This is a genomic window from Roseobacter sp. HKCC-CH-9208 (assembly GCF_037805125.1).
Lineage (GTDB): Bacteria > Pseudomonadota > Alphaproteobacteria > Rhodobacterales > Rhodobacteraceae > M30B80.
The window spans coordinates 707,798-725,041 of sequence record NZ_JBBLYK010000001.1 but is presented as its reverse complement, the minus strand read 5'-3'; the positions used below and the strand labels follow the sequence as shown (position 1 = coordinate 725,041).

General features: G+C 55.5%; 16 protein-coding genes. 7 read left to right on the top strand and 9 right to left on the bottom strand.

What is annotated here, in order from left to right; translation table 11 throughout:
* The first annotated feature begins 48 nt into the window (after positions 1-48).
* Both xseA and AAC621_RS03580 read left to right on the top strand, forming a co-directional pair.
* Positions 49-1,407, top strand: a complete 1,359-nt coding sequence (xseA, locus tag AAC621_RS03585; RefSeq protein WP_340252317.1) for an exodeoxyribonuclease VII large subunit — start codon at positions 49-51, stop codon at positions 1,405-1,407.
* Positions 1,408-1,492: 85 nt separating this feature from the next.
* Entirely contained in the window at positions 1,493-2,656 is a 1,164-nt protein-coding gene (locus tag AAC621_RS03580; RefSeq protein ID WP_340252315.1) for a M20 aminoacylase family protein, read from the top strand.
* A 10-nt stretch (positions 2,657-2,666) separates the two neighbouring features.
* On the opposite strand, the gene moaA is transcribed toward AAC621_RS03580, so the two are convergent.
* The 3 genes from moaA to kynU all read right to left on the bottom strand — a co-directional run bounded on the left by moaA (position 2,667) and on the right by kynU (position 6,311).
* Complete coding sequence (gene moaA / locus AAC621_RS03575; RefSeq protein ID WP_340252313.1) at positions 2,667-3,677, bottom strand: GTP 3',8-cyclase MoaA; 1,011 nt, start codon at positions 3,675-3,677, stop codon at positions 2,667-2,669.
* Positions 3,678-3,718: 41 nt separating this feature from the next.
* Positions 3,719-4,993, bottom strand: coding sequence for a DUF3422 family protein (locus AAC621_RS03570; protein WP_340252311.1), 1,275 nt, complete (start codon positions 4,991-4,993; stop codon positions 3,719-3,721).
* Positions 4,994-5,120: 127 nt separating this feature from the next.
* On the bottom strand, positions 5,121-6,311 hold the full coding sequence (gene kynU, locus AAC621_RS03565) for a kynureninase (RefSeq protein WP_340252309.1): 1,191 nt from the start codon (positions 6,309-6,311) through the stop codon (positions 5,121-5,123).
* A 235-nt stretch (positions 6,312-6,546) separates the two neighbouring features.
* On the opposite strand from kynU, the gene AAC621_RS03560 reads away from it, so the two are divergent.
* Positions 6,547-8,121, top strand: coding sequence for a Re/Si-specific NAD(P)(+) transhydrogenase subunit alpha (locus AAC621_RS03560; RefSeq protein WP_340252307.1), 1,575 nt, complete (start codon positions 6,547-6,549; stop codon positions 8,119-8,121).
* Between the two features lie 18 nt (positions 8,122-8,139).
* Positions 8,140-9,627, top strand: a complete 1,488-nt coding sequence (locus tag AAC621_RS03555; protein WP_340252305.1) for an NAD(P)(+) transhydrogenase (Re/Si-specific) subunit beta — start codon at positions 8,140-8,142, stop codon at positions 9,625-9,627.
* 54 nt (positions 9,628-9,681) lie between these two features.
* Here the strand turns inward: AAC621_RS03555 and AAC621_RS03550 are convergent, their stop codons facing one another.
* Both AAC621_RS03550 and AAC621_RS03545 read right to left on the bottom strand, forming a co-directional pair.
* The gene (locus tag AAC621_RS03550) at positions 9,682-10,815 is read right to left on the bottom strand and encodes an acetoin utilization protein AcuC (RefSeq protein ID WP_445322481.1); all 1,134 of its coding nucleotides are present in this window, start codon (positions 10,813-10,815) and stop codon (positions 9,682-9,684) included.
* Positions 10,816-10,820: 5 nt separating this feature from the next.
* Positions 10,821-11,354, bottom strand: coding sequence for a glutathione peroxidase (locus AAC621_RS03545; RefSeq protein ID WP_340252303.1), 534 nt, complete (start codon positions 11,352-11,354; stop codon positions 10,821-10,823).
* A 181-nt stretch (positions 11,355-11,535) separates the two neighbouring features.
* On the opposite strand from AAC621_RS03545, the gene AAC621_RS03540 reads away from it, so the two are divergent.
* Both AAC621_RS03540 and AAC621_RS03535 read left to right on the top strand, forming a co-directional pair.
* Positions 11,536-12,012 carry an NUDIX hydrolase gene (locus tag AAC621_RS03540; RefSeq protein WP_340252301.1) on the top strand — a complete coding sequence of 159 codons (477 nt, stop codon included), beginning with the start codon at positions 11,536-11,538 and terminating at the stop codon, positions 12,010-12,012.
* 85 nt (positions 12,013-12,097) lie between these two features.
* Positions 12,098-12,568: a DUF1178 family protein gene (locus tag AAC621_RS03535; protein WP_340252299.1), complete on the top strand. Its 471-nt coding sequence runs from the start codon at positions 12,098-12,100 to the stop codon at positions 12,566-12,568.
* A 93-nt stretch (positions 12,569-12,661) separates the two neighbouring features.
* On the opposite strand, the gene AAC621_RS03530 is transcribed toward AAC621_RS03535, so the two are convergent.
* The 3 genes from AAC621_RS03530 to AAC621_RS03520 all read right to left on the bottom strand — a co-directional run bounded on the left by AAC621_RS03530 (position 12,662) and on the right by AAC621_RS03520 (position 15,188).
* Complete coding sequence (locus AAC621_RS03530; protein WP_340252297.1) at positions 12,662-13,408, bottom strand: SDR family oxidoreductase; 747 nt, start codon at positions 13,406-13,408, stop codon at positions 12,662-12,664.
* The gene (locus tag AAC621_RS03525) at positions 13,395-14,330 is read right to left on the bottom strand and encodes a BKACE family enzyme (protein WP_340252295.1); all 936 of its coding nucleotides are present in this window, start codon (positions 14,328-14,330) and stop codon (positions 13,395-13,397) included. The genes AAC621_RS03530 and AAC621_RS03525 overlap by 14 nt, the downstream gene beginning before the upstream one ends.
* A 78-nt stretch (positions 14,331-14,408) precedes the next feature.
* Complete coding sequence (locus AAC621_RS03520) at positions 14,409-15,188, bottom strand: SDR family oxidoreductase (RefSeq protein ID WP_340252293.1); 780 nt, start codon at positions 15,186-15,188, stop codon at positions 14,409-14,411.
* 148 nt (positions 15,189-15,336) lie between these two features.
* Here AAC621_RS03520 and AAC621_RS03515 point away from each other — a divergent pair, with 148 nt between their 5' ends.
* The gene (locus tag AAC621_RS03515; protein ID WP_340252291.1) at positions 15,337-16,320 is read left to right on the top strand and encodes an aldo/keto reductase; all 984 of its coding nucleotides are present in this window, start codon (positions 15,337-15,339) and stop codon (positions 16,318-16,320) included.
* On the opposite strand, the gene AAC621_RS03510 is transcribed toward AAC621_RS03515, so the two are convergent.
* Positions 16,317-17,225: an AEC family transporter gene (locus AAC621_RS03510; protein ID WP_340252289.1), complete on the bottom strand. Its 909-nt coding sequence runs from the start codon at positions 17,223-17,225 to the stop codon at positions 16,317-16,319. The two genes, AAC621_RS03515 and AAC621_RS03510, sit on opposite strands and share 4 nt — an antisense overlap.
* Between the last annotated feature and the right edge of the window lie 19 nt (positions 17,226-17,244).

Here is a 17,244-nt window from a genome sequence, read left to right as displayed (position 1 = left end):
AAGCTGCGAGGGAAATCAACGCAAGCCAACCCAAGGGATGAAGAGCAGATGTCGGATTTGATCGAAGAAGCCGAGGGCGGAAACGCACCAGAGTTCTCTGTCACCGAGCTTTCTGGTGCGGTGAAGCGAATGATTGAGGGGGAGTTCTCGCAGATCCGCGTGCGCGGCGAATTGGGCCGTGTTTCGCGCCCTGCTTCTGGTCATATCTATTTGACCTTGAAAGATGATCGCTCAAATTTGGATGCCGTGATCTGGAAGGGCACAGCCGCGCGCCTATCCCACAGACCCGAAGAGGGGATGGAGGTTGTCGCCACGGGGCGCATGACGACCTTTGCAGGCCAATCGAAATATCAATTGGTGATCGAGGATATGCGCCCTGCGGGGGCGGGTGCCTTGATGGCGATGTTGGAACAGCGCCGTATGAAATTGGCTGCTGAGGGTTTATTTGATGCCGCGCGCAAGCAGGGGCTGCCCTTTTTGCCTGAGGTGATCGGTGTGGTTACCTCGCCCTCAGGGGCGGTGATCCGCGATATTTTGCACCGCCTGCGGGATCGTTTCCCACGGCAGGTCTTGATCTGGCCTGTCGCGGTTCAAGGAGAGAAATGCGCGCCAGAAGTGACGGCAGGCATTCGGGGGTTTAACGCCCTTACCGCAGGGGGGCACATCCCCCGCCCTGATTTGATCATCGTGGCGCGGGGCGGGGGCAGCCTTGAAGACCTGTGGGGGTTCAACGAGGAAATCGTGGTGCGCGCCGCCGCCGAAAGCAGGATCCCCCTGATCTCCGCTGTGGGGCATGAAACCGATACCACCTTGATTGATTTTGCGGCTGATTATCGCGCGCCCACGCCGACCGCTGCGGCCGAGCGTGCGGTGCCTGTGCGGATGGATATCCTCACTTGGGTTCAAGATTGTGGCGCGCGCCTCTCGCGGGGGGCACAGGCATGTGTCACGCAGCGCCGTGTGCGGCTGGCGGATCTCTCGCGCGCCTTGCCGCGCCCTGCCTCGCTGCTTGAGACTGCGCAGCAGCGCCTTGATCGCGTGGCAGACAGGCTTGAGCCTGCATTGGTGCAATCCGTGCAAACCCGCAGCCATCATGTGCAAACTGTGGGCGCGCGACTGGTGCCTGCCTTGGATCGTGCTTTGGCGCAAAAACGCCTGCCTTATGAGCGCGCTTGCGCCAATTTGCGCCCCTCGGTTCTGAGCCGCGCGATTGCAGATGCACAGCAAAAACTGAATGCCCTTGAACGGATGCGGCAAAGCCTCGGCTACACGGCAACGCTCAAGCGCGGCTATGCGGTGTTGCGCAATGAGACGGGTTTGATCACCACAACTGCAGCTCTGCGCACGGCGTCCGAGGTTGAGGTTGAACTGGCCGATGGTAAGGCGCAGGTTAAGCCGCTCCCGTAAAGGTGTGGCGGGAATCCGCTTGCTGCCTTATCTAGGCGGGCTATAGTTTTCGTGAGACAGCCTATGAACAAGAAAGGGGCCTCTTATGCCGATCAAAAACCGCTTTGCCGAATTGCTGCCCGAAGTCACCGCGTGGCGGCGCGATCTGCACGAGAACCCCGAAATCCTGTTTGAAACCCATCGCACCTCGGCTGTTGTGGCCGAGCGGTTGCGCGAATTTGGCTGTGACGAGGTGGTTACGGGCTTAGGGCGCACAGGGGTTGTGGGCATCATCAAAGGCAAATCCACCGCATCGGGTCGCTGCGTCGGGTTGCGCGCAGATATGGATGCCCTGCCGATCCATGAGGAAACGGGGCTTGATTATGCCTCGAAAACACCCGGTGCAATGCATGCCTGCGGCCATGATGGGCATACGGCCATGTTGCTCGGTGCCGCGAAATATCTGGCCGAGACGCGCAATTTTGATGGCACGGTTGCCATCATCTTCCAACCCGCCGAAGAGGGCGGCGGCGGCGGCCGCGAAATGGTTGATGACGGGATGATGGAGCGTTTCGGCATCCAAGAGGTCTACGGGATGCATAATTGGCCGGGGATGCCCACGGGCGCATTCGCGATCCGACCTGGTCCATTTTTCGCCGCGACCGATCAGTTCGATATTTACCTGACGGGCAAAGGGGGCCATGCCGCCAAACCGCAAGACACGATTGACCCTGTGGTGATGGGCAGCCATCTGGTGCTTGCCCTGCAAACCATCGCCAGCCGCAATGCCGACCCTGTGAAACAGGTGGTGGTGTCGGTGACGGCGATGCACAGCGCGGGCGAGGCCTATAACGTGATCCCTGAGAAAATCCATCTGCGCGGCACTGTGCGCACGCTTGACCCTGATCTGCGCGAATTGGCCGAAGCGCGGATTGCCGCGATTGCCAAAGCCACCGCCGAGGGTTTTGGCGGGCAGGCCGAGGTGCAGTATCACCATGGCTATCCTGTGATGATCAATTCGGAGGAGCAAACCGAATTCGCCGCCGAAGTCGCCCGCGCCGTTTCAGGCGATTGTGTCGAAGCGCCCCTGATCATGGGCGGCGAAGATTTTGCCTTCATGCTCAATTCCCGCCCGGGGGCCTATATTCTGGTCGGCAATGGTGACAGCGCAGGCGTGCATCACCCAAAATACAATTTCAACGATGAAGCCATCCCCGCAGGATGTTCGTGGTGGGCCGAGATCGTAGAGCGGCGGATGGCGGCGGGCTGAAGGGGTAAACCTATCCTCCCGTATGGCTCATATGCCGTGACATCTGACCTGCCACTTTTTGGCGGGAATAGTCGAAATCATGGCCCTTGGGTTTGCGGGCGATGGCGGCGTGGATGGCGGCCTCTAGGGCGGCGTCATCATCGCTGTTGCGCAAGGGCGCGCGAAGGTCGGCCATGTCCTCTTGCCCCAAGCACATATAAAGCTGCCCCGTGCAGGTCAGGCGCACGCGATTGCAGCTTTCGCAGAAATTATGTGTGAGCGGCGTGATGAACCCGATTTTCTGCCCTGTCTCCTCAAGGCGGAAATAGCGGGCAGGGCCGCCTGTGCGTTCAGCCAGATCGGTCAGGGTGAAGCGCGTGGCCAGACGTGCGCGCAAATCCGACAGGGGCCAATATTGATCAAGGCGATCTTCATTGCCTAGATCGCCCATTGGCATCACCTCGATAAAGGTCAGATCCATATCGTGCTGCGCGCACCAGGATTGGATGTCGAACAGTTCATCCTCATTGAACCCTTTAAGGGCCACCACATTGATTTTGACGCGCAGACCCGCGGCGCGCGCGGCCTCGATCCCCGCGAGGACTTGGGGCAGGCGGCCCCATCGGGTGATGGCGGCGAATTTGTCATCCTTCAGCGTATCAAGCGAGACATTGATCCGCCGCATCCCCAAATCATAAAGCGGCTGCGCAAAGCGGCTAAGTTGGCTGCCATTGGTGGTGAGGGTCAATTCCTCGAGCGCGCCTGTTTCCAGATGCCGTCCCATCGCCTCGAAAAAGGTCATGATGCCACGGCGCACCAAGGGTTCCCCGCCTGTGATCCGCAGTTTCTTGACCCCAAGATTGACGAAACTGGAACAAAGCCGATCCAGCTCTTCCAAGCTCAACAATTCGGCCTTGGGCAGGAATGTCATATTCTCCGCCATACAGTAGACGCAGCGAAAATCGCAGCGATCCGTGACGGAGACGCGCAGATAGGAAATCGTGCGGGCAAATGGGTCGATCAAAGGCGCGGTCGTGTTCATGTGCGCGAGCCTAAATCAGCGCATAAACCCTGTGCAAGCCCTCATTCGATATGACGGCGCAGGCGGTTGATCACAAACCATACAAGCCCGATCACAGGGATCACCGCGGCGGCTGTGAGTGTGGTTTTGGAAATCCCCAAAGGTTCGGACAAAGGGGCCAAAAGATAGGCTACCAGATTAATGGCGTAATAGCTGATCGCCACCACCGAAAGACCCTCAACCGTTTTTTGCAGACGCAACTGCAGATCTGCGCGTTTGTTCATGCTTTCCAGCAGCAATTGGTTCTGCGCAGACCGTCCCACATCGACCCGTGTGCGCAACAGATCGCCCGCGCGAATGGCGCGATCTGTGATTTGTTGCAGGCGGTTTTCATTCGCCTTGACGGTTCGCATGGCAGGGTCAAAGCGGCGCATCATAAATTCCGCAAAGGTTTGCCGACCCGCGAACCGCTCTTCGCGCAGCACGTTGATGCGCTGATTGACGAGCGCATTATAGGCGGTGGTGGCCCCAAAGCGAAACGCGCTTTCAGATTGCAATTTCTCCAATTCCGCGGCGATGGAGAGAAGTTGATCAAGCGTGTCTTCGGGCTGTGCCAAGTCACCATTCATGTCAGCGACAAGTTGCGACAGGGTTTCGTCCAACTCGCCCATCCTTACGCCAATATCGCGCGCGCGGGGAAGGCCGAGCATGGACATGGTTTTATAGGTTTCGATCTCGCAAATACGCTGCACCACGCGGCCGATACGCCGTTGACCTGTCTCGCTATCCACAAAAACTGCAAAGCGCATATGCCCGCCGCTATCAATGCGAAAATCGCCTGCAATCACCGCACTTCCATCGAGAACCGAACTGACGGCAAGGCTTTCTGGAACGAACCACTCGTCAATCTCTTGTGCGATCTGGGCATCGCTTGGGGCATTGGCCACGCGAATATGCAAGGATGTGATCCGCGCACCGGGTGCGGATTTTAGCCACGCCTCGGGAAAGACCTGCCACAGCTCAGGATCAAAGGCGCGTGTTTCTGGCCCGTCCACAAAGACGGTATAGGTCACAAATTCCGTATGCATCTCCCATTTGATACGGAACTTGCCCATATCACCGAAATAATGGGTGGCATCAGGCTGCGGATGCGCGGCGCCAAATCGATCAAGCAGCGCGATAAGATGCGCACGATCAAGAGCGCGGTCGCGCTTGGCGGCATTTTGCGGCTGTTTGATCGCGAGGAACAAAGCCTGCGAAGGCGCGTTCAGCGAAGGAAAGGGCCGCGCGTGCAACTCATTGGCAAGCGCATAGCGCAGCGGATGATCTTGTAGCATATGCCGTCACGCCTTTCCGGCGGGGGGAAGATGCTTCAAACTGACGAAAATTTTTGGATATGTAAACCAAAAATTTATTTGTATTTTAAAGGTTTATCTGCACACAGCGGTATGCAATCAGGCAGCCTTAGGTCACTGCGTTGCGTGTCTTCCATTCGGGGCGATCCCAAAGCCGGCCTTTGATGATTTCCGAAATTGCGCCAATGGCTGCGTCAATTTCAGCCGTGCCGACGTAAAGCGGCGCAATCCCAAATCGCAGAATGTCGGGGGCGCGGAAGTCTCCGATGATGCCGCGCGCGATCAGGGCTTGGCATAGGGCATAAGCCTGTTCGAAATGAAATGACACCTGACTGCCGCGTTGCTCGGGGTCGCGGGGGCTTGCGAGGCGCAGATTGGGGCAATTGGCCACAATGCCTGAAATCAAACGCTCGGACAGCGCGACCGAGGCCGCACGTAGATCATTCAGATCAACCCCCTGCCACGCATCAAGGGCGGCATCTAGGATTTGCATCTGCACCACCGCAGGGGTGCCAATCCGCATCCGATCCACCCCTGTAGCGGGCGTATAGTCTAGGGGAAACGCAAAGGGTGTCGCGTGCCCAAGCCACCCGTTGAGAACGGTATGCGCTTTGTCACGATACTGCGGGGCGATATAGATAAAGGCGGGCGCCCCTGGCCCGCCATTAAGGTATTTATAGCTGCATCCGACCGCAAAATCCGCGCCTGTTTGCGCCAGATGCACGGGAAACGCCCCCGCCGAATGGGCCAAGTCCCAGATTGTGATAATCCCCAATTCATGTGCCAGAGCCGTCAGGCGCGCCATGTCATGCCTGCGGCCTGTGCGATAATCAACTTGGGTCAGCATCAGCACCGCGACCTCGTCACTGAGTGCTTCCTCCACGGCTTCGGGTGCAACCAAGCGCAGTTCGTGACCTTGGCCCATGGTTTGGATCAACCCGTCGGCCATATAGAGATCGGACGGAAAATTGCCCTGATCGCTGAGGATTACCTTGCGATCTGTCATCGCCAAAGCGGCCCCAAGCGCCTGATAAAGTTTCAAGGATAATGTATCGCCCACTTGAACTGTTTCAGGCTCAGCCCCAATCAGCGGAGCGATGCGATCTCCCAATTTGCGCGGCAGATCAATCCAGCCTGCCCGGTTCCATGCGGTGATCAACATCTCACCCCATTGGTCGGTCAAGGTCTGGCTGGCCGCTGCTTGTGCCGCCAAGGGCAGGGGGCCGAGGGAATTGCCATCAAGATAGATAACCCCATCGGGAATATGGAACGCCGCACGGGTTTTGGTGAAATCTGTCATCTTGGCCTCTCCTCTTTTCGAATTGCTGCCGCATCTGCCCGTTGAGGTCAATTGATCTGGCGCGGCTGCGTTCTGCCTCTGGACATTGCCACAACTTGAGCCAATTCTTGTCTTGAACAGATATTGCGCGGTATGCGGTTGTATACGAAATATTATGTCACGGAATGGGCCGTTGTATCCATCTGCGGCAGTTGTTATGGGGGCGGGAGCCACCAAAAACTGGAGGGAATGTAGCGTGAAAATTGGCGCTTTAAAAGAAATCGAACAGGGCGAAGCGCGGGTTGCAATGACACCCGACAGCGCGGCTCAATTGCAGAAGCTTGGCCATGAATGCGTGATCGAAACAGGTGCGGGTGCAGCAGCTGGCTTTTCAGACGCAGTCTACAAGGCGGCGGGCGTCAGCGTTGTGAAAACAGCGGCGGCCTTGTGCAAAGCCTCGGATGTTGTGATCAAAGTGCGCCCGCCCCAAGAGGCTGAGGTCAAGCGCTTGCGCGAAGGGCAGACCCTGATTTCATTCTTCTGGCCCGGCCAGAATGAGGCGTTGATGGAATTGGCCCGCAGCAAAGGTGCCAATGTGATCGCAATGGATATGGTGCCCCGCATCAGCCGTGCGCAGAAAATGGATGCGCTCTCCTCAATGGCGAATATCGCAGGCTATCGCGCGGTGATTGAGGCAGGTAACAACTTTGGCCGCTTTTTCACAGGTCAGGTGACTGCCGCAGGCAAGGTTCCCCCTGCAAAGGTTTTGGTGGTTGGTGCAGGCGTTGCGGGACTAGCTGCCATCGGCACGGCCACATCTTTGGGTGCAATCACCTATGCGTTTGACGTGCGTCCCGAAGTTGCAGAACAGATTGAATCCATGGGCGCGGAATTCGTATTCCTTGAATTCTCAGATGACGAATTGCCCGATGGGGCGGCGACTGGTGGGTATGCCCCTCCCCAAAGCCCTGAGTTCCAAGCCAAGCAATTGGCCAAATTCCGCGAGATCGCGCCAGATATGGATATCGTGATCACTACGGCCTTGATCCCAGGCCGCCCTGCGCCATTGCTGTGGACCAAAGACATGGTCGAAAGCATGAAACCTGGCTCGGTGATCATCGATCTGGCCGCAGAACGGGGCGGCAATTGTGAATTGACCAAGGCAGATGAGCGGATTGTCAGTGACAATGGCGTGGTGATTATCGGCTACACCGATTTCCCAAGCCGTATGGCGGCGCAATCCTCAACCCTCTATGCCACGAATATCCGCCATATGTTGGCCGATCTCACCCCCGAAAAGGATGGTCAGGTCGTGCACAACATGGAGGATGACGTGATCCGCGGTGCAACTGCGGTGTTTGGCGGTGAGATCACTTACCCACCGCCCCCACCCAAAGTGGCGGCTATTGCCGCGCAGAAGCGTGAAAAGCCCAAAGAACTGACGCCCGAAGAAAAGCGGGAGCAAGAGATCGCCGCCTTCAAGGCGCAGACGAAGAACCAAGTTACCCTTCTGGCGATTGGTGCCGCGTTGGTCTTGGGCGTGGGTTTGATTGCGCCTGCAAGCTTCATGCAGCACTTCATTGTCTTTGTGCTGTCAGTGTTCATCGGGTTCCAAGTTATCTGGAATGTGGCGCACAGCCTTCACACGCCATTGATGGCGGTGACCAATGCGATTTCTTCGATTGTGATCTTGGGCGCGCTGATGCAAATCGGCTCTAGCTCTGCGCTGATCACGATCTTAGCGGCCCTTGGTATCTTTATGGCTGCAGTTAATATTTTCGGCGGATTCCTCGTGACACGGCGGATGCTCGCCATGTTCCAGAAATCGTAAGCAGCAGGGGTATCAGATATGGATTTCGGTTTCACCATTGCGGCTTATGCAGTCGCGGGCGTCCTCTTCATCCTCTCGCTGGGCGGTTTGTCGGGACAAGAAAGTGCCAAGCGCGCGGTTTGGTATGGCATCGCAGGCATGGCCATTGCGATTTCGGCCACCTTAATCGGCCCAGGTTCGGGGTTGTGGCTGATGTCATTGGTCTTGATCGCGGCAGGCGCAGGGGTTGGGTATCAACTCGCCACCAAGGTTCAAATGACGCAAATGCCTGAACTTGTGGCAATCATGCACTCCTTGGTGGGTCTTGCTGCCGTTTTCGTGGGCTTTAACGCGCATCTTGAATTGGTCAGCGTGGGCGAGGTTTTGCGCGAGGCAGGTATGGCCTTCCCGCAACCCAAAGGCCCGATTGCGGCGCCTGTTTATGAAATGCTTGGCACCCTGTCCAATTTCGCGGCTCTGTTGGGAAAGAAAACCGCAGTTGAAGTTGGCATTTTGCGCGTTGAATTGGTCTTGGGGATTTGGATCGGTGCTGTGACCTTTACGGGTTCCGTCATCGCCTATGGCAAACTTGCAGGGCGTGTGAACAGTGCGGCGAAGCAATTGCCTGGTGGGCATATCTTGAATGCTGCTGCCGCTGCCGCATCCTTGGCGTTGGCCGCGATGTATCTGGGCGGCGCAGGCGGCTGGACATTGATTGCATTGACAGTTCTGGCTCTCTTTATCGGCTATCACCTGATCATGGGCATCGGCGGCGCGGATATGCCCGTGGTTGTGTCCATGCTGAACAGCTATTCAGGCTGGGCGGCCGCCGCGATTGGCTTTAGCCTTGGCAATGATCTGTTGATTGTTGTGGGGGCGTTGGTGGGCTCTTCGGGCGCCATCCTCAGCTACATCATGTGTAAAGCCATGAACCGCAGTTTCATCAGCGTGATTTTGGGTGGTTTTGGCGGTGCCAAAGGCGAGCAGCAGGCCATTGAGGGCGAGCAAATCGCAATCGACAGCGATGGTGTGGCCAATGCGCTGAACGAGGCCGACAGCATCATCATCATCCCAGGCTATGGCATGGCGGTGGCACAGGCACAGCAAGGTGTGGCTGAGCTTACACGCAAACTGCGCGCGGCAGGCAAAACCGTGCGTTTCGCCATTCACCCCGTTGCAGGCCGCTTGCCCGGTCACATGAATGTTCTGCTTGCAGAGGCCAAAGTGCCCTATGACATCGTTCTGGAAATGGATGAAATCAACGAGGATTTCCCATCCACCGATGTGGCCATTGTGATCGGTTCAAACGACATCGTGAACCCAGCCGCGCAAGAAGACCCCAACTCGCCAATCGCAGGGATGCCTGTGTTGGAATGCTGGAAAGCCAAGCAGGTTTTTGTCTCCAAACGGGGGCAGGGCACGGGCTATTCGGGCATTGAGAACCCGCTTTTCTACAAAGAGAACACGCGGATGTTCTATGGCGATGCAAAGGCCTCAATCGACAGCTTGCTGCCGAAAATCGCCTAAGCCCTTGTGGTGCGCGAATGACAATCAGGCGGCCCTTATTCGGGGCCGCCTTTTTTATGGCAAAACGCCCTGCGCCGCAGGGCGCGCAGAGAGCAGGGCAATGCGATTTCGGATTGTATCGCGAATTGGTGTTTCGTCTTGGTTGTCATGCAACTGCGTGAACCATGTCGCGGGTGGTGATTTCCCTTTCGAATGTCCCGCCCAAGATAGGCCCCGCAAGATCGCTTCGCCCTCTTGTGGGAGGCGGTCAGGAATATCTTGCCCGCTGAGTTTGGCCCAAATCCCGCTCCAGACGCGGGCGACTGTCCATGGGTTATAGCCCCCACCCCCTGTCACCAATAGGCGGGGACAGCGTAACGATTGAACGGCAGCGACCATGTCCCAATAGCTTTGCGCAGAGAGACAGAGCCTTGAGAGCGGATCATCGGTCACCGCATCAGCACCGCATTGCAAAACGATGGCCTCAGGCGAAAACGCCGCAAGGGCGGGTAAGATCAGCATATCCCGAATGAGTGCCATTTCCGCATCATGAAACCCGCGCGGGACGGGCAGGTTTAGACAATTTCCCCCGCCATCATCGTCCAGCGCCCCTGTAAATGGCCAACGCCGCTCTTCATGCACAGAGATCATCAAGACATCGGACGCGCCCTTGAACCCGTGCTCCACCCCGTCTGGATGGTGGGCGTCCATATCGACATAGGCGATGCGCGTCAGCCCTTGCTGTCGCAACGCCGTGATCGCAAGCGCAGGGTCATTGAGATAGCAAAACCCGTTCGCGCGGTCGGGCAGACCGTGATGCGTGCCACCGCCTGGATGAAAAACGGCACCGCCCGCGCGCAGCAATTCAACCGCCAAAAGCGCGCCACCTGCCCCCGTGGCGGGGCGGCGATACATTTCGGGAAAGACGGGGTTTGCCACAGTCCCAAGGCCATGGCGCGCGCGGGTTGCGTCATCCACATCTTGGGTTTCTTCGGCGCGCATGAGCGCCTCGATATAGAGGGGGTCATGCCATGCAGTCAGGGCTTTTGGCTTGGCTCGCGGGCTTTGGCGATATTGCGCGGCGCTCAGCCACCCCATGGCTCGGCATAAATCCATCACAGTTGAGACACGCGGAATGCGCAATGGGTGCCACGAACCATAGGTTGATCCGCGATATATCTCGGAGCCAAGAAAAACGGGTGTGGTCACAGGGACTAGCGCGCCAATTCGCGCTCAACCGCCCGAATGATCGCGCCACTTGTCGGGCCAGTCAGGCTTGACCAATCTTCGACAAATTCACCATTTCCATCAATGAGGAACTTTGAAAAATTCCATGACGGACGCGCATTGTGTTCGCGTGCGAGCCATTCGAAAAATGGATGTGCATCGGGGGCTTTAATCCGCGTGATCTCGGTCATCGGAAGGGTCAAATTGTAATTCAATTCACAAAACTCGGCCACTTCGGCCTCGTTGGCCAGTTCCTGCCCAAAATCATCGGAAGGCACGGCCAATACGATCAATCCCTGATCAGCATAACGATCATGCAAGGCCTGCAATCCCTCATATTGTGGTGTGAAGCCGCATTGCGATGCCGTGTTTACCACCAAAATTGGCTGCCCACGCCAGTCTGAAAACCGATATTCACCGCCGTCAATCGAAGGAAATGTGAAATCCTCTACAGCCACGGCCATTGATGTGGCCACAGCCCAAACCAAAACGGATTTGGCCAAAATTCCTGAGACTGTCATCAATGCTGCTCCTTCGATTGGCATTTGTGCAAAAGTTAGTTGAAATGCCAATGTGATCAAGGGCGCGGGTGCTACATGCGCCAACCCCCGCTTGAAAAATTTATGGTTTATTTTGCTTTTCTTGGGAAAGTTCGGCAAACTGGGACATAACGAATATAACAAAGAGCAGTGATAAAACGCGATGAGCAATCTTCGCACAGTGCAAGGGCCATTACGGGTTGAGGGGGCATCCAAACGGGATCCGCGCTCGCAATTTGCAGCGCTGTGTTTTCGCCGCAAGAAGAAAGGCGTCGAGATTTTGTTGATCTCCTCGCGTGACAGTGAGCGGTGGATCATCCCCAAAGGATGGCCCATGGATGGCAAAACCCCCGCCGAAGCCGCAGGGATAGAGGCATGGGAAGAGGCAGGTGTGCGCGGCACGACCCTAGACCTTTGTGTCGGGCTTTATTCCTATTCCAAAGAGATTGATGGCACCGATCCAGTGCCCTGTATCGTGTCCGTCTTTCCTGTCGAGGTGAAATCTTTGGCCGATAAATATCCCGAAGCGGGGGAGCGGCGGCGCAAATGGTTTTCCGCGAAAAAGGCCGCGTCAAAGGTGCGGGAGCCTGACCTTAAGGCGATCCTGAAAGGGTTTCTGCCACCGCCACCTGCAACGTAATTTTGGCCCTTGCAGGGGGCAATGCGCAGGATGTAACACTTAGCGCCACTTGCAATCTGACGTTTTCGCCACAGTTAGGAACTCTATGATCCGATATGCGTTGAAATGTGCCGAAGGGCACGGGTTTGACAGTTGGTTCCAATCTGCTGCCGCCTTTGACGATCTGGCGGAGCGGGAATTGCTGTCTTGTGGTGTTTGCGGATCTTCTGATGTCACAAAGGCGATCATGGCGCCTCGTGTCGCCCCAAGCGATGGCGATGGCGATAGCCCTCAAATTGCACATAACCTGCCTGTGCCAAGCACCCCGCCCACAGGGGCGCTAAGCGCCCCCGATGGTAAACTTCAGGAAATGATCCAAGCGATGCGCAAACATGTCGAAGAAAATTCGACCTATGTTGGCAAGAATTTTGTCAAAGAAGCGCGCGCAATCCATGATGGCACCGCGCCTGAGCGCATGATCCACGGCGAAGCCGCCCCCGGTGAAGCCAAAGCATTGATTGAGGAGGGCGTGCAAATCGCGCCCTTGCCGTTTTTGCCGAAGTCGAAGGCAAATTGACCCTGCTGTTTGGCCTTAATACGCAAGGCCAATAGGGGCAATGATGGTGTGGATTAGAACATTTAGGGTTATACTAGGCGGGGTTATAAACGCCTAGCGCCCCCCTGAGACTTCCACAATTGTTCCAGTCACATAGCTTGCGTCGTCTGAGAGCAACCAACTGACGACCTCGGCTACCTCATCAGCCCGTCCGATACGCTGCATCGGTACATTTTTTTTCATTGTGACTAGCCGGTCTCCCACTCCTGCGGCTGCATGAATCTCCGTATCGATCAAGCCAGGGGCCACCGCATTCACTCTGATGCCAGCTGGCCCCAGTTCGCGGGCAAGGCCGACGGTCATAGTGTCAATCGCTCCTTTTGAGGCTGCGTAATGCACCCATTCGCCCGCGCCACCCAGTTTTGCCGCACGGCTGGACATCAAAACGACAGACCCACCTTGGGGCATCGCGGCAGTGGCGGCCTTGGCGATCGCAAAAACACCCAGAAGGTTGGTATCAATAACACGCCGCAGATCAGCCATGTCCAGATCACGCAATGGTAGGGCAGGTCCCGTGATGCCAGCATTTGCAAATAGCGCGATTGGGGCCCCAAAGCGCCTTATGCATTCGGTCACCACGGCCTCCGCCGCGGCGGGGTCAGCCGCATCAGATTGCAGTGCCACCACTTGCGCGTCCTGTGCATGAAGGTCTGCACAGAGCGTATCAGCAGCGGCGGCGTTGCTGTGATAGGTGAAGAGCACAGGATAGCCTGCAAGGGCCAAGCGGCGCACCGTTGCGGCCCCGATCCCGCGTGAGCCGCCCGTGACAATGACCGCGCCTTTTGGATCAGAATGCGACATCACCCGCCCCCTTCAAATCTAGCATCTCGCGCGCTTCGTCAGGCGTTGCCACTTCGAGGCTCAGTCCTTCAAGCAAGGCACGAGCTTTTCTAACTTGGTCGGCATTGCTTTGTGCTAATTGACCCGGCGCCGACCAAAGGCTGTCCTCAAGCCCGACACGGATATTCCCCCCTTGCGCAGCGGCTTGGGCCGCCACGGGCAATTGATTGCGCCCTGCACCCAAAACAGACCACACATAAGTATCCCCGAACAAGCGATCTGCAGTGCGCTTCATATGTGCGACATCTTCGGGGTGCGCGCCAATTCCTCCTAAGAGGCCAAAGACGGTTTGAACCAAGAAAGGGGACCTGACTAAGCCACGATCCACAAAATGCGCCAAATTGTAGAGATGGCTTGTGTCATAACATTCAAACTCAAACCGCGTGCCATTGGCATTGCCCGTGCGCAGGATGTGTTCGATATCGGCAAATGTGTTTTTAAAGACAAGGTCGCGGCTGTTTTCGAGATGCTCGCGCTCCCAGTCATGTTTGAACTCTTTGAAACGGTTAAGCATGGGATACAGTCCGAAATTCATGCTTCCCATATTGAGGGAGGCAACCTCGGGCTTGAGCTCTGCGGCAGGGCGCATTCGCTCCGCCACGGTCATATGGGGCGAACCGCCTGTGGTTAGGTTCAACACCGCTGAGGTTGCCTGTTTGAGTTGTGGCAGGAATTTGCGGAACATCTCAGGGTCCTGTGTAGGCCGTCCATTTTCAGGATCGCGCGCGTGCAGGTGCAAAATAGATGCGCCTGCCTCAAAGGCCTTGATCCCGTCATCAATGATCTCTTGTGGGGTGACAGGAAGGAAGGGTGACATAGATGGCGTGTGGATTGCGCCTGTAACCGCACATGTGATGACCACCTTACGTGAAGATTTTGGCATTCTGGCGGCTCCTTATTCTAAAAGCTGTTAGCAAGCTTACCTGAGTATTTTAGTGTAATGAACATGATCCAAGCAGAATTAAAGTGTTTCAACACCACCACAGACGCTTAGAGCTTGACCTGAAATGTTGGAGCCCCCGGGAGATGACAAAAATAGACACATTGATGCAATGTCCTGCGGGCTTACCATTCGACGCAACGATACTTTGGCAAGATATGTATTCCGCATTTCTTCAAAGCTTACGCCTGTTTGTTCGGCTCGGGCCGATATCACGCCATCCATGCGGGGTCCTTGAACTATTCCCGGTAAAATAGCATTGGCGCGCACCCCTTTTGGACCAAGCTCTGCAGCGAGGGATTTAGCCAATCCTACTACGCCCCATTTGGAGGCTGAATAAGGTGTCCTAAAAGCATAGGGAAGTCGACCAGCGGCTGACGACATTGCGATAAATAAGCCTTTTGATTTAATTAGTTCATTGCTTGAGTGGTGAGCTGCTAGATAGGCTCCTTTCAGGTTAACTTCGAGTGTTTCATCCCAATCTTCTGGTGAGACATCATCAATAGTTGCTGTGGGCCCTGCTATCCCCGAATTTGCAATTACTACATCAAGCCCCCCCAGGTTTAGCATCGCTTGTGTAAACAGCTGCTTGGTATCTTCGGGACTAGCTGAGTTTGCTAGGGTTCCCGTGATTGGGCCGCCTATTGCCTCATTGAGGGCATCTGAGTTGATGTCAGAGATATGGACACGAGCGCCGGCTTCTATGAACCCATCCGTGATGTGTTTGCCTATGCCGCTGGCTCCAGCAGTTATCAAAACGCGTAAGCCCTTTCGTGGAGTCAAAGACGCGAGTATCGACATTAGCAGCTACCTCTTTCAGATCTTGTTAAGATGCGACTGTGGGCAATTTCTGAGTTTTTGAAAAGAGTCATTTTTTTCATAACCTTGACAGTTCGGTTTCATCTGTCCCCTATGTCCATGACCTTTTATAAATGATGCAGGGGACTTTATGAAACAGCGCAGACTTGGTGCAAATGGGCCCATGGTTGGGGCAATTGGTTTGGGATGTATGAGTTTTGCGGGTGTATTTGGCGAAACGGATGAGGCAACAAGCCACGCGTGCCTTGATTGCGCTTATGAGATGGGCATCACATTTTTGGACACGGCTAATGTCTACGGAATGGGGAGATCGGAAACTGTTCTTGGCTCTTGGCTAAAAAAAGCCCGTCGTGATGTTGTGCTTGCTACAAAAGTTGGGATCCAACGTGATGCCAAAGAGCCGGTTAACAACCGCCCCGACCATATTCGAGCTGAAATAGAAGGATCGCTGAAGCGCCTCGGTGTAGATCATGTCGCACTATATTATCTGCATCGTCGCGATCCCGCAGTGCCCTTATCGGAGGCTGTCGGGGTAATGCAAGATTTGATCCGAGAGGGAAAGATCGGCGGTTACGGTCTATCTGAGGTAGCGCCTTCGACAGTTAGGGAAGCTCATGCAATTTTACCCCCGCTTGCAGTCCAAAGTGAGTATTCACTCTGGTCTCGATTGCCGGAATTGGGAGTAATCCAAAGTTGTGAAGAATTGGATATTACCTTTGTGCCGTTTTCGCCTCTGGCGCGCGGCGTCTTTGGCGAAAATTATCCCGATCCGACGCTGATGGCCGAGGGTGATTTGCGCCGTGATATTCCACGTTTTTCAACCGAGAATTATCCAAAAAACAAGGCTCTGATCGACCGCTTCAAAGAATTAGCAAGGGCCAAATCTGTACCTGTATCCGCCATGGCAATGGCGTGGGTGCTGCAGCGTGGCGCTGGGTTTGTTCCCATACCTGGAACACGGACTGCGGCGCATCTAATGGAATGGGTTCGCGCTGATGAGGTTGCCCTTTCCGATGCTGATATGGCGCGGATCGAAGCAGTGTTACCTGTGGGATTTGCCCGCGGGGATCGCTATTCTTACAATCACATGCGTACGATCGAGCGGTATTGCTAAGCCAACCAGGCAAGTGAGATCAGCGAGAGGGTTGATGTCCAGATAATGACTGGGGCGATAGTATCTGTGCGTACTCCGTGTAGCATTGCGAGTGTAAATGCCATTGCCCCGGACGGACCCGCTGCGCAAAGGACCACAAGCGTATTCCATTGGGCTGGACGTTCTCCAAGGCTCAAAGCTGCAAATACCAAGGCTGGGAACGCTAGAAGTTTTATCCCTGTAAGCATGATGACACTGGCGTTGGGTGTAAGTGGATGGCTTGATAGGATCACGCCAAGTGCGAATAACGTCAGCGGCGCAGCAGCTGCCCCAGCAAAGTCGAGACCTGTGAGTATTGGTTCCAGCGCTACTACGCCCATCAAGTTGGTGACGATCCCCAAAAAAATTGAAATCAACACAGGGTTGAGTGCTATGCGGCGCATAGATTGGTAAACATTTGCTTTTGAGTTGGCCATCAAATCCGTTGTTATTATGAAGAAAGCAAATGTAATAGTGGCATCCCATGCCACAATTGCAGTGATCGGAAGGGCTGCGGCTTCGCCATAAATTAGATATGAAATCGGCCACATGTATAGCAAAGTGTTTACGAAAATCATGGCCATTGAGAGCAGCCAGGCCTCAAGCTTTTCGCGACCTAAAACGACCCGGCAGATGAAAAAAGTAATGCTAAATATTATTATTTGGCAAATTGCATAAAGACCGATTGCGTCGAATTGAAAGTCATGCCAATCGAGCAAATTCGTCAGGGGAAACAGAAGTGCAGGCTGTAGTAGAAATGCTACACGGTTAAGCGTTTTCGCATCTGGAACACTGACTAAGTTACCCCTACCGAGTATGAAACCCAGTGCCATCATGGCAAAGACTGGCAGGATGTCATGTGTCAGAACATGCAGCATCGCGAGCATGGGGCGGGCTCTTTCTAAA